Source organism: Niallia sp. MER 6 (genome assembly GCF_023714395.1).
Lineage (GTDB): Bacteria > Bacillota > Bacilli > Bacillales > Cytobacillaceae > Niallia.
Genome location: NZ_JAMAUK010000019.1, coordinates 1 through 13655, shown reverse-complemented (window position 1 = coordinate 13655; position 13655 = coordinate 1). Strand labels below are relative to the sequence as shown.

The 13655-nt window shown below is 36.1% G+C and carries 12 protein-coding genes; 8 read left to right on the top strand and 4 right to left on the bottom strand.

The features are described 5' to 3' along the window. Positions 1-220: 220 nt before the first annotated feature. From spoVK to glnA, 5 genes are all read left to right on the top strand, one after another. Positions 221-1210: a stage V sporulation protein K gene (spoVK, locus tag M3600_RS19210; RefSeq protein WP_233314167.1), complete on the top strand. Its 990-nt coding sequence runs from the start codon at positions 221-223 to the stop codon at positions 1208-1210. Between the two features lie 262 nt (positions 1211-1472). Next, on the top strand, positions 1473-2738 hold the full coding sequence (hflX, locus tag M3600_RS19205) for a GTPase HflX (protein WP_237941277.1): 1266 nt from the start codon (positions 1473-1475) through the stop codon (positions 2736-2738). A 10-nt stretch (positions 2739-2748) separates the two neighbouring features. Further along, positions 2749-4017, top strand: coding sequence for a methionine gamma-lyase family protein (locus M3600_RS19200; RefSeq protein WP_233314165.1), 1269 nt, complete (start codon positions 2749-2751; stop codon positions 4015-4017). 107 nt (positions 4018-4124) lie between these two features. Further along, positions 4125-4538: a MerR family transcriptional regulator gene (locus tag M3600_RS19195; RefSeq protein WP_233314164.1), complete on the top strand. Its 414-nt coding sequence runs from the start codon at positions 4125-4127 to the stop codon at positions 4536-4538. A gap of 31 nt (positions 4539-4569) precedes the next feature. Beyond that, on the top strand, positions 4570-5907 hold the full coding sequence (gene glnA, locus M3600_RS19190) for a type I glutamate--ammonia ligase (RefSeq protein ID WP_233314163.1): 1338 nt from the start codon (positions 4570-4572) through the stop codon (positions 5905-5907). 152 nt (positions 5908-6059) lie between these two features. Here the strand turns inward: glnA and M3600_RS19185 are convergent, their stop codons facing one another. From M3600_RS19185 to M3600_RS19175, 3 genes are all read right to left on the bottom strand, one after another. After that, positions 6060-7130, bottom strand: a complete 1071-nt coding sequence (locus M3600_RS19185) for a hypothetical protein (RefSeq protein WP_251647107.1) — start codon at positions 7128-7130, stop codon at positions 6060-6062. A gap of 210 nt (positions 7131-7340) precedes the next feature. After that, the gene (locus tag M3600_RS19180; protein WP_251647105.1) at positions 7341-7580 is read right to left on the bottom strand and encodes a hypothetical protein; all 240 of its coding nucleotides are present in this window, start codon (positions 7578-7580) and stop codon (positions 7341-7343) included. 861 nt (positions 7581-8441) lie between these two features. After that, a complete protein-coding gene (locus M3600_RS19175) occupies positions 8442-8834 on the bottom strand; it encodes a site-specific integrase (RefSeq protein ID WP_237941279.1) in 393 nt (130 codons plus the stop codon). A gap of 187 nt (positions 8835-9021) precedes the next feature. Here M3600_RS19175 and M3600_RS19170 point away from each other — a divergent pair, with 187 nt between their 5' ends. From M3600_RS19170 to M3600_RS29395, 3 genes are all read left to right on the top strand, one after another. Then, positions 9022-10197: an SH3 domain-containing protein gene (locus M3600_RS19170; RefSeq protein ID WP_251647103.1), complete on the top strand. Its 1176-nt coding sequence runs from the start codon at positions 9022-9024 to the stop codon at positions 10195-10197. 91 nt (positions 10198-10288) lie between these two features. After that, complete coding sequence (locus M3600_RS19165; protein WP_237941281.1) at positions 10289-11641, top strand: SH3 domain-containing protein; 1353 nt, start codon at positions 10289-10291, stop codon at positions 11639-11641. 17 nt (positions 11642-11658) lie between these two features. Further along, positions 11659-11796 carry an SOS response-associated peptidase family protein gene (locus M3600_RS29395; protein ID WP_350494198.1) on the top strand — a complete coding sequence of 46 codons (138 nt, stop codon included), beginning with the start codon at positions 11659-11661 and terminating at the stop codon, positions 11794-11796. Between the two features lie 226 nt (positions 11797-12022). Here M3600_RS29395 and M3600_RS29030 read toward each other — a convergent pair whose 3' ends face one another. Further along, positions 12023-12148 (bottom strand): hypothetical protein, encoded by a 126-nt coding sequence (locus M3600_RS29030; protein ID WP_282581428.1) that lies wholly within the window; start codon positions 12146-12148, stop codon positions 12023-12025. Between the last annotated feature and the right edge of the window lie 1507 nt (positions 12149-13655).

The following is a 13655-nucleotide window of genomic DNA, read 5'->3' as shown; positions in this document are numbered from 1 at the left end:
AAAAAAAGCTTGCAGTAATTGTCTTCGCTGTCTCATTTGTGTAAATAGGAGTCTCACTTTCCCTTCCCTTCACTCGTCTTTTTCCCCTTAACTTTAGTAAATATCTAAAATTTCACTAATGAATGAGTCAACTCATGAATATATATTACTTATGGAGTAAAAGAAACAGGCGAACATGCCTTATGCCAATTAGGCATATCCACGTTAGGAGGTGTGGCTTTTGGAGCATCCGATCCGGATGAAGAATAATGGACAGATAAGTGTTGTGATCAATTCGCAGAAAAAGAAGGTTCTTCCAAAGGAATTGCCAGAAGCTGAATCGATACCGAAAAAAATGACTAGTGAGCATAGCGCACTTAAGGAAATAGAAGAAGAGTTAAGCAGTCTTGTCGGCATGGACGAAATGAAAAAAATGATTAAAGAAATATATGCCTGGATTTATGTAAATAAAAAAAGAGAGGAGCATGGTCTGAAGGCAGGCAAGCAAGCTCTTCATATGATGTTCAAAGGAAACCCCGGCACCGGCAAAACGACAGTCGCCCGCTTGATTGGCAAGTTGTTTCAAAAAATGAATGTTCTGTCTAAGGGACATTTAATTGAAGCAGAACGAGCCGATCTTGTCGGAGAATACATTGGTCATACCGCCCAAAAAACAAGAGATCTTGTAAAAAAGGCCCTTGGCGGCATCTTGTTTATTGATGAAGCGTACTCCTTAGGCAGGGGTGGGGAAAAAGATTTTGGCAAGGAAGCAATCGATACACTTGTTAAGCATATGGAAGATAAACAGCATGACTTTATTTTAATTCTGGCAGGATACTCACGGGAAATGGACTTCTTTTTATCATTGAACCCGGGACTTCACTCTCGTTTTCCTTTAGTCATCGATTTCCCAGATTACTCGACAGACCAGCTGATGGAAATCGGCAAAAGAATGCTGGTTGAGCGGGAGTATACATTGAGCCATGAAGCAGAAAAATCATTGAAAACACACTTGACCTATGTACGAACTGTGCAAAATGGACGGAGCTTCTCAAACGGCAGGTATATCCGCAATGTTTTAGAAAAGTCTATCCGTGCTCAAAGCATGCGCTTGCTTATGCAGGGCAACTATGACAAGCATGAGCTGATGACATTGAGAAGCAATGATCTTATTTACGAAGGAGCAGCCATTCAAAAAGAAGAGATGCCCTTCATGAATAACGGCTTCTAAACAAGGCTAAAAACAGGAACAGGAAACTTAATGTTCCTGTTTTTCTTATATATATTCGTATTTTTATGTCTGTTTTAATAGGAATAGTTAGGCTGTGAAAAAATGCTGTTTTTCTGACAAGTAATATGCTACTGTAAAGGAATGCGAGTGGCGAAGCGTGTTTATTAAAGGAGAAATAATCGCATACTACTAGTTGCAGGAACAGGAAAGTAAGCGTTATTTTTGCTATAATAATCTTAAAAGGTAGAAAGAGGGTTTTCTTTTGAACGAAACAAAAGAATCGACAGAAAAAGTTATTCTTGTTGGCTGTCAAACGACAGATGACACAGCAAGATTTGAATATTCAATGGAAGAACTCGCTTCCTTGACGGAAACCGCACACGGTGAAGTTGTCGCTTCCTTGACACAAAATCGAGACAGGATCCATCCTTCAACATACATAGGTAAAGGGAAAGTCGAAGAATTGGAGACATTGGCTGAAGAGTTGGATGCAGATATCATTATTTTTAATGATGAACTGTCCCCAAGCCAAGTCCGCAATCTTTCAAAAAACATTGAAGCACGTATCATAGACAGAACCCAATTAATTTTGGACATTTTCGCAGGCAGAGCCCGTTCAAAGGAAGGTAAGCTGCAAGTCGAGCTTGCGCAGCTGCAATATTTGCTGCCGCGCCTTGGCGGACAAGGACTCCAGCTTTCCAGACTCGGTGCCGGTATCGGTACAAGAGGTCCTGGTGAAACAAAACTCGAATCAGACAGACGGCATATCCGCCGCAGAATTGATGATATTAAAAGCCAATTAAATGTCATTGTGGAGCATCGTGACAGATACCGGGAAAGAAGAAAACGCAACAGAACCTTCCAAATTGCGCTTGTCGGCTATACAAACGCTGGTAAATCAACACTGTTTAACCGCGTGGCAGAAGCTGATTCCTTTGAAGAGAATATTCTGTTTGCGACACTTGATCCAATGACAAGGAAGCTGATCTTGCCGAGCGGCTTCAGCGCGCTTATTACTGATACAGTTGGTTTTATTCAAGACTTGCCAACAACGCTTGTCGCTGCCTTCCGTTCCACATTAGAGGAAGTAAGAGAAGCAGATTTGCTGCTGCATGTTGTCGACATGTCGAATGAAGAATATTATCAGCATGAAGAAACAGTGCATAAACTGCTTGCAGACTTGGAAATTCCGGCAATTCCGCAAATTACTGTTTACAACAAGCGTGATCTTGTTCATTCAGATTTCGTGCCAAGCTCTAAGCTCGACAGCATTGAAATCAGCGCTTTGAATGCTGACGACAGAATGAGTCTGAAACAGAGAATTGAAGACACGATGATCAAGAATATGGAATATTATGAAGTTGTCGTTCCAGCAAGCAACGGCAAGCTGCTGGCACAGCTGAAAAATGAGACTATCCTAAGAAGCCTTGCCTTTGAAGAAGAGGAGCAGCAATACTCATGTAAAGGCTATTGTTTACATGACAGCAGCTTGTCAGGACAGTTAAAAGCTTATAAAGCAACACGATAGGAGAACAGAAATGTACGATCAATTAACATTTGGCGATAAACTCCGAGTACTTGTCGGAGAGGTAGAGGAACAAGTTAAAGAGGTTCATAAAAAAATCGATGAGCGCATTGATGAAAATCAATTTAGAGTTCTGCAAAGCTTCCAAAATAACAGAGTGAGTGAATCTCATTTCATCCCGTCTACAGGCTACGGCTATGATGATCTTGGCAGAGACACACTTGAAAGAATCTATGCAGAAGTGTTCGGCGGTGAAGCAGGACTTGTCCGTCCTCAAATTATCTCGGGCACTCATGCAATCAGCATTGCCTTGTTCGGTGTGCTTCGTCCTGGGGATGAACTGCTTTATATTACAGGAAAACCTTATGATACTTTAGAGGAAATCGTCGGAATCAGAGGAAATGGCACAGGGTCATTAAAGGAATTCGGCATTTCGTATAACAGTGTTGACTTGAAAGAGGACGGCCGCCCGGATTTTGAGAGTATTGCAGCAAGCATTAAAAGCAATACGAAGATGATCGGCATCCAGCGTTCAAAAGGCTATGCAACAAGACCGTCATTCACGATTGCAGAAATTAAGGAAATGATTGCTTTTGTTAAAGAGCTTAAATCAGATGTAGTCGTATTCGTGGACAATTGCTACGGTGAATTCGTAGAAGCTCTAGAGCCTTGCCATGTTGGCGCTGATTTGATGGCAGGATCGTTAATTAAGAACCCAGGTGGCGGCATTGCCAAAACAGGCGGTTATATCGTCGGGAAAGAGAAGTTTGTAGAAGCCTGCTCTTACCGTATGACATCACCGGGAATCGGAGCGGAGGCAGGAGCCTCTCTATACAGCCTGCAGGAAATGTACCAAGGATTCTTCCTTGCGCCCCATGTTGTCGGCCAAAGCTTAAAGGGTGCCGTGTTTACAGCGGCAATCTTAGAAAAACTCGGCATGAATTCATCGCCGAAATGGAATGTACCGCGCACAGATTTAATTCAAGCTGTGCAATTTGATGATAAGGATAAAATGGTCGCATTCTGCCAGGCAGTGCAGTTCGCATCTCCTGTAAACTCCCATGTAACGCCATATCCTAACTATATGCCAGGATATGAAGACGATGTAATCATGGCAGCAGGAACATTCATTCAAGGTGCGAGCATTGAGCTTACTGCTGATGGTCCAATCAGACCACCATATGTTGCTTATGTGCAGGGTGGATTGACATATTCGCATGTGAAAATCGCTGTTTGTATGGCAGTAAACAGACTGCTTGAACAAAAGCTAATAACAATTTAAAAAAAGAGCTGCATCCAGAGGTTAGAAATTGTAACATTTGTTGACAATAAATCTCTCGAAAACTATAATGAAATTGGGTAAATTTAATCTAAAGGAGCCGAATCGCTATGTCTGGTAGTCAAATTCGTCGGTCGATGCCTCTATTCCCAATTAGTATTGTCATGCAGTTAACGGAGCTGTCCGCTCGACAAATTCGCTACTACGAAGAACACGAATTAATTGCTCCAGCAAGAACGGATGGCAACAGAAGACTTTTTTCCTTAACGGATATTGACAAACTATTGGAAATTAAGGATCTAATCGATCAAGGTGTTAACCTCGCTGGAATTAAACAAATATTCTCAGTGAAGGAAAAGCAAGTACTTACAGAAGATGTAAAGAAAGAAGCTGAAAAGGCTCGCAGAGAGCTTACAGATGAAGACTTGCGTAAACTTTTGCGCAAGGAGCTGTTGAATGCTGGACGTTTTAATAATGGCGGCAATTCAATGGGACAGGGAGGATCTCGATTTTTTCAGAGATAGATATTAAAGGGACTAAGAGGAGGAAATAGCCGTGGCAAAGAACTATACGAAAGAGGATATCAAACGTTTTGCACAAGAAAGCAATGTAAAATTCATTCGACTTCAATTTACGGATATTTTAGGAACTATCAAGAATGTTGAGATTCCAATCAGCCAGCTTGATAAAGCCCTTGATAACAAAATGATGTTTGATGGCTCTTCCATCGAAGGATTTGTAAGAATCGAAGAATCAGACATGTATCTGTATCCAGATTTGAACACATGGGTAGTTTTCCCATGGACAGCAGAAAAAGGAAAAGTTGCACGACTAATCTGTGATATTTACAATCCAGACGGTACACCATTCGAAGGGGACCCGCGCAACAACTTGCGCCGCGTACTTAAAGAAATGGAAGACCTCGGCTTTACTGATTTCAACTTAGGGCCTGAACCAGAATTCTTCCTGTTTAAATTGGATGAAAAAGGGCAACCATCCCTTGAATTAAACGATAACGGAGGCTATTTCGACCTTGCGCCAACAGACCTTGGTGAAAACTGCCGCCGCGATATCGTGCTTGAGCTTGAAGAAATGGGCTTCGAAATTGAAGCATCTCACCATGAAGTAGCTCCAGGACAACACGAAATCGATTTCAAATACGCGGATGCCATCACAGCATGTGACCAAATCCAAACATTTAAATTGGTTGTAAAAACAATCGCACGCAAACACGGATTGCATGCAACATTCATGCCAAAACCATTGTTCGGCGTAAACGGATCAGGAATGCACTGTAACCTTTCCTTATTCAAGAACGGTCAAAACGCATTCTACGATCCAAACACAGAATTAGAAATGAGCGAAACAGCTCTTCAATTCATCGCTGGAATCAATAAGCATGCAACAAGCTTCACAGCTATCACCAACCCAACAGTAAACTCTTACAAGCGTTTGGTGCCAGGCTACGAAGCACCATGCTATGTTGCATGGTCAGCACGCAACCGTTCACCATTAATGCGTATTCCAGCATCACGCGGTCTAAGCACACGCGTAGAAGTTCGCAGCGTAGACCCAGCAGCAAACCCATACCTAGCTATGGCAGCATTGCTGACAGCAGGCCTTGACGGAATCAAAAACGAATTGACTCCGCCAGCACCAGTAGACCGCAACATTTACATCATGAGCAAAGAAGAACGCCTTGCAGAAGGCATCGTTGATTTGCCATCAACACTTGCAGACGCATTAACAGAACTAAAGCAAAATCCAACAATGATTGACGCTTTAGGAGAGCATATTTTCGTACACTTTGTAGAAGCTAAAGAGATTGAGTGGGATATGTTCCGCACACAAGTGCATCCATGGGAACGTGACCAGTACATGGAAATGTACTAAGAGGAAGAAGCCTTGACACTGTTGGTGTCAGGGCTTTTCTTATTTATAAAGTTGTTTTTTGAGCAATTGCTAATATCCTAACCCTGAATATCCAATAAACTAGTGGTCATGAGATGAATACATTTTCAAATCTGTTGAATTTTATCACTTTATTATTCAATATTATCTACAAAATAAATTGGATCGTCACTTTCTAGTAGGATAGTTTTTATTACTTTCAGAGTAGTAATATCTCTTACTGTAATTATTGTTTTATCATTTACGTATGAACGTGTATATACTTCGGGTTTTGAGTCATCAACATTTAATATTTGTTCATCTGTATTACTAGAAATGATTTGCATCGTAGGTGTAGCTTTATCAAAGTTTAATTTAGCTAGATAGGACTTATCTTCATCATTTAGTTTAAAGTTTATTAGTATTGTGTTATTGTCTATGCTAACATTTTTATTATAAGTTATAATCTTAGGGTTACCAGAAAAGGGAGCGAAAGAATAGAATGGAAATTTTTTGATATTTAAGTCGCTGTCTATACTAACTATATCTCCATTGAACATAAATAAATAAAGTTTTTCATCTGGACTAGTATAAGTAAAATAATTAGGCATATTATCCAAGTGTATTTCTTCTAAAGGTTTAAAGTTACTATCCATTTTTTTAATTTGTAAGATACCTTTTTGATCATTAATTGCAGATTTGTTTATACCTACCGCAATTACATAATTTTCTAGTACGGTTATATCATGTGTTCTGAATGCTTCTGATAAGTAATTGCATTTTTTTAAAGTAATATCGCAATATTCATTCTGATTATTGGAATCAAGAATAGTTATTATATATTCAGAATTACTTTTTTTAAAATACTTTTCTATATATTTTTTTTGTTTTGTTTCTATCAAACTCATTTTCTTTGTTTGGGGATTATAATTAATAACTTTATTGTCATTTGAATATGCACCGCTGGCAAAATAAAAATTGTTATCAAATTTAAATACATCTGAAGGAGCGAAGAGTGAATCTTCTATATTGTACTTTTGAATTTCATTTCCATTTAAGTCAATCTGTTTTATATATCCATCTTGGGTAAAAGGTGTATGGAAATGAAATAGCAAATAACCGTTATTTTTTTCTAAAGCAAACTTTCTTATATCAGTTACAGGTTTTTCTAATTGGATACAACTACTTAGTGTAAATACAAGTGAAATTACTAGGAAAAACTTCATATCATTCTCCTTCCGTCAGGATAATATAGAAAAGCATTTAAACAGATAATCGTGTACAGTTATTGCACACGATTATCAAGGTTACTTAGTATGGATTTTTTTTATATGAAACGGTGTCATAATCTGCAGCTATATCATAAGGTAAAACAGTTATTAATATTGGTTCACCACCTCCAATACTGTATCCAGCAGACTTCCAAGCTTTATAAACTAATTTTGAGCAATACCATTGTGATTCGTTACATAATTTACAGCATTGATATATGATTTATCAGGTGCATTTCTTACATAATATTGTTGTTCATCAGAAACGGTTGACCAATACTTTGTGGCAGATTGAGGTACAACTCCTGATTTAGGGAGCGCTTCAATTACTTTATCTTTAGTTGTACTTAAGATACCAGCATGACCATGAGCAAAACCACCTGTTTTAGCCTTAAAACTTATCAAGATATCACTTTTTCCACTCCAACTGCTTTTAGCTCTTGACGCACTTCCTTTAGATTCCTTACCGAATGCAGTATTTCCTTTTTGTTTTGCAACATCATATAAAAGACTGTCAATTTCATTTAAACTATTAATTTAGTAGAGGTTTTGTCAGCAACCAAGTCTGGATCATTTGCTAAAAATTCTTCGACAATATCTGTCCCTTGCAAACTAAAGTGCTGTTTTTCGTCCTCTGTCATGTTTTTATCGTTCTTTATCTGCTCCTTAATTGAATTAAGTTGTAATATCACTTGATTATAGAATAGCTGCTTATTGAGTTAAAACTGACTCCAATTATAAAGACAGCTCAGGCAAAAGTAGATATTTTCTTAAACAAATTATTTCCCCTCCGACTTTTAAAACAGATTAATGAACCGGTACGTGATATATTATCATATTTTTCAGTCAATTTATTTAGTTTTAGAATTCTGTAATAAAGTATTAGAAAATAGTTTCATAATACTATTTACATAAAATTTTATTACAATTTAGTGAATTTAATAGTTTTATCTCCGCTAGAAAGACGAAGGGAAAGAGATCTAGGGATTATAGTAGAGTATTAGCAGTACTTCTGGGTTTGGAATTCGTTGCATATAAGTGGGTTTTGAGTTCTAATAATAGGGGGTTTTAAGAGTTGCTTTTTGCAGACGAACAAACGCCCCAAAAATGCCCCCCGAAATATCTAATGACCTAAAACATTACCCATATGGTTTTCATATTTTTCAAAGGTGTCTTTCTCGATTTTCTTAGAAATATGTATATATATCAACAGTGACTTGGTAGTTTTTATGACCAAGTCTTTTTTCTATATAGTTAATGCTTGCCTTAATCAGGTAGTAATAAAGCATGAGAAACGCGAAGTGCACGTATCGGTATTTGATCTAAGTCTCCCTTTTTTAAAATCCTTTCCATCGCATTAAATAAGCTTGATTTTGGCATGAAGTTTCCGTTATTTCTGCATAAGACTAAATCAAGTTCATGTATATAATTATCCTTTAATATTAATTTATTTTGATTTTGATATTCTCTATGGAATGTTAAATCCTTTATTAAGCCTTTTCTAATTGATATTGTACGGAAAGAGTGATAGGTTTTAGTATCTCCAAACAGCACTTCATTATTTTTAGCTTGGAAATCTAGAGTTTTAGTAATACTTATCGTTCCTTCTTCTAAGTCGATATCATCCCAAGTTAAAGCAGCTGCTTCGCCTTTTCTCATTCCAGTTTCTAAAAGTACCTTAAAGAAAATCCAGTATATATATCCATATCTTGCAAGGAAAGGAAGTGACACATGGTGAAAGATGGTGCTGTAAATCTTACAAATTTGCGAACATTGTAGAATTATGCATTTTTAGTGAGAAAAAGTTGTTAGAATGATAGAGACAAATAGAAAGGAAGTGAATTAATTGAAAAAATGGAAAAAGCCAATTGCGGTTTTGGTTACATCCATAGTAATAAGTTCGGGCTTTATTACAGGAGAGGGATTGTTTACAAAACCATTAACCGTTGAAGCAACGAGTACAACAACCTATACTGTAACTGCAAGCACGTTAAATGTCCGAAGCGGTAAAAGTACAAAAAACAAAGTAATTGGTACAGTGAAAAAAGGAACGAAGTTAAGTGTTCAAAAGAAAGAATCTAATGGCTGGTATAAGATTAAGTTTAAAAATAAAACAGGTTATGTCAGCGGAACGTATGTTAAAAAAACCACTTCAACTAGTAACTCTACTTCAAAAGCCTCAACCTCAAGTAAAACAACCTATACAGTGACAGCAAGTACCCTTAACGTCCGAAGTGGTAAAAGTACAAAGTTTAAGGTAATTGGTTCAATCAAGAAAAATACAAAACTAACTGTACAAAAGAAAGAATCTAATGGTTGGTACAAAATTACCTTTAAAGGTAAGACAGGTTATGTCAGTGGTTCTTACGTAAAGGTATCCTCATCAACAACAAAAACTCAAGCAAAAAAGTCTATAGTAGATCAAGTGAATAGTATGAAGACACTTGGGAAATCCCAACAAGTAATTTTAGTAACAGCTGCAAATTCTAGTACGAAATCAGCAACTATCCGTACATTTGAAAAAGCTAATGGAAAGTGGAAACAAGTGCATTCTATTTCTGGAGTGGTTGGCAAGGATGGAATGACAGATAAGATGTCAGAAAGCTCGAAAGCTTCTCCAACTGGTAAGTACACAATAGGAACAGCATTTGGGCGTGGAGCTAATCCCGGTACTAAACTACCTTATCGGAAAATAACCAGTGATGATGTATGGGTAGATGATCCGAAGTCTTCTCTTTATAACACTTGGCAGAAAGCTTCAAAAAACAAAGGAAGATGGAAGAGTGCGGAGAAAATGAATATCGCAGAATATGACCTGGGCTTTGTTATTAATTACAATACAAATAAACCAGTTGCGGGCAAAGGTAGTGCTATATTCTTTCATGTAGCAGGAAAGTCTGGATACACGCTTGGATGTACTGCTACATCCAAAACAAATGTATCAAATATATTAAAATGGCTAAAACCTGATAAGAACCCTGTTATTATTCAAACACCTGAATCTGGATTAGGAAAATATTAATTGAGGACATAAATAATGAGAAAAATAATTTGAATTAGATTATGTCCTTTTAATTGTAAAAATTACAAATTGAGAAAGGAAGTGAGATGTATTGAAAAAATGGAAAAAACCTATTGTAATTCTAGTAACAGTCTTGGTAATAAGTTCTGGGTTTGTTACAGGAGAGGAATTCATTGCAAAACCATTAACAGTTGAAGCAGCGAGTATAACAACCTATACTGTAACAGCAAGCACGTTAAATGTCCGTAGCGGAAAAAGTACGAAAAATAAAATAATTGGTTCAGTAAAAAAAGGAACAAAATTAAGTGTCCAAAAGAAAGAGTCTAATGGCTGGTATAAAATTAAATACAAAAATAAAACAGGTTATGTCAGCGGCTCATACGTTAAAAAAACCACTTCATCAAGTAGCTCTACTTCAAAAGCCTCAACCTCAAGCAAAACTACATATACGGTGACAGCAAGCACCCTAAATGTCCGAAGTGGTAAAAGTACGAAAAATAAAGTGATTGGTTCCGTTAAGAAAAATACGAAACTCACTGTACAGAAAAAGGAATCAAATGGTTGGTACAAAATCACTTATAAGGGTAAAACCGGATACGTTAGTGGTAGCTATGTAAAAGTAAACAAGCCTTCTAGCAATTCAACATCAAATAAATCTTCTGGATCAACATCAAGCAAAAGTTCCACATCAAGTAAAACTTCTTATATTGTAATGGCAAGCTCCTTAAATGTTAGAAATGGAGCGGGAACTAATTACAAATCTATTGGAACTGTAAAAAAGGGAACAAAAATTACAGTCATAAGTAAAACATCCGGCGGATGGTATAAGATTAATTTTAATAAGAAGACAGGATATGTAAGTAATAAATATGTTATGCAAAAATCAAATCAGAAAAGTTCAGAATTTACTAATGTGAAAAATTTAGATAAGAGTATTATAGTAGATTTAAAATATAATACGAAAAGTAACTTTACTGGTAAAAGAATATATAATTTCAATCAAGCAATTTTAAGAAAAAGTTCGGCAGAAAAATTAGCTAAAGCTAATGCAATATTAAAAAAGAAAGGTTATACAATCAAGATTTGGGATGCATATCGTCCTTATGCGGCACAAGAAACATTATGGAAAGCGTATCCTAATTCTAAGTTTGTGGCAAAGCCTGATCCAACAAATATTAGGGGGCATCAACTGGGTGCTACAATTGATATGACTATATGTTTCTTGAAAAATGGAAAAGAAGTACCTATGCAAAGTAAATTCGATGAATTTTCATCAAAAGCTTATAGAAATTATAAGCGTAATAGTGAGCAAGAAAAATATTATAAGATAATGGATAAGGCTATGAAAGAGGCGGGCTTTGTTGGCTATGATAAAGAATGGTGGGAATATCGAGATACAAAGCAGAATTTTAGCCTTTTAGAGATAAGTCCTTCTTTATATTAATTTAAAGAAAAGATAAAATACCTTTTACTTTTGCTAGTTTTTTATGGTGTGTGGAAGGAAGATGGGAATCCACTGCAACCTGCACGATTATAACGACAAAACTAAACGATGTTACATTAGATGTTCACGATAGAATGCCAGTGCCTAAACGTTGATACAGCTGAAGGGTTCACTTAAACCCTAGGAAGCAGCAGAAATAATGAGGTATAAGCTTTCTGCATTAGTTAATTCGCCGATTTATGAAGGGGAAGTTTTATTATACGCTTTTTAATAGTAAATAAGACAATACGTTGCGTTTTCGAAAGATAAAAGTGATTAGCTTTTTGTAATTCTTAGTTTAATATCAATTGATTATTGTTGCTAGTGGAAGTTAAGATTCTTCTATACTAATATATTTATCTTCGTGACTACCTTATAGTTGATGTCGCTATTTTTGCCTTTATCTTTTACCCATAGGCTAGCATCGAACTTGTCATCTTTATCAAATTTTTCTTTTAATTTTTCCATACTAGTTATATCACCTGTGAATTCTGTATTATGATCAATTAAAACCTCATAAGATTCATATGAAGCTTCAAGATTAACAAATAAACATAGACAAGCCTGATTAGTATCCGACAGAAAACGAAAGCCTTTTTGATAAATTTGAAAGTGAACAAACCGTTGATGCAATTCCAATGGAGTATGTAAAAGAGGAATGGCGCGAAAAAAAAGCGAAGCTTGATAGTAAAAGCACCTCTTCGAGTGAAAAGAAATATAAAACCGGTATGTAATATGTGCGGAAACAGCTGTGAGAATCAAAGCAGCTGTTTTTTTGTACTCATTTGGTAAAGAAATTATATCTATTATTAAGTAGAGAATTTTCCTTAATTACCATCTCAGCGAGATCTTTTACGGAAAATTAAGATTACTGCAACCAAAGCTGATAGTGGGCGGTACCTACTCAAAATATTATTAGTTTTAATAAAAGCTTCCGTTGTTTGTGCTAAATTAATTCTCTTTTAGCAAGAGACTGTAAAGCGAGGAATACATCGGTAAACTGAAGCAAGACATAGGATATTCTATTACAATTATACTATCGGAGCAATAATCGAAATGGTTACATTTAATTCTAATTTTCTGTGAGATATTACCCGTAAATTAAAGAGAGTATTGAGTATAGGTAATGTAATTGACTTAAATGTTTATGTATTTTTTGTGAACATACAGGATAAAAAGAGTTAAAAGAAGAAACAAATTGACATAGTGGAATTGTTGCTAAAAAAATGTGATTAATGTAATGGAGTGATAGAAATAAAGGTCATAATTATTAGGGTTGAGAACAACCTTACGTACAATAAGTATTTGGAAATTAAGATTTTTAGGAAGTGAGAATGGAGCTATTTATGCCCAAAAATTATGTGGGATACAAGAAGACGAAATGACCTATTTGGAAGGAGGATGGTCAAGTAGTCATTTGGTAAGAATATGAAAAGTATTGCTTAAAAGAGGTAGTTCGAATGCTTTGGATCATGGAGGTCTAACATTGGCACTCATTCGTTTAACAACCAATTACTATTAAATTAACTAGCTTATAGTACTTGGTTGTTTTCATTTATAGTGAATGTTAAAACTTAAATTATTTGAAGTAGGAGTGATAAAATGTTCAAAATTTCGAGATTCATTATCTTCCTATATATAAATTTAGTTTATTTCTCACTTGTCTTTTTATATCAATACAACGATGGTTTTCAAAATATTACTCTAAAAGCAATTATTGTAACATATGTTGTAACAATGATCTCATATTTCTTTATAGTAATCTGGTATGAATTCATATGTAATTTAGGAAGGTTTTTATACTGGATGAAAAATAAAAAACCACCTATTGCTCTAGTCTTTTACCCATGAATCGGCTACACTAAGTTGGACAGAATTTATAAGGGCTAGTACACTAAACATACTAACCCAAAGGAGCTTGGTACAATGCCGCGCCAACGTAGAACTTTTACAGCTGAATTTAAACTTCAATTAG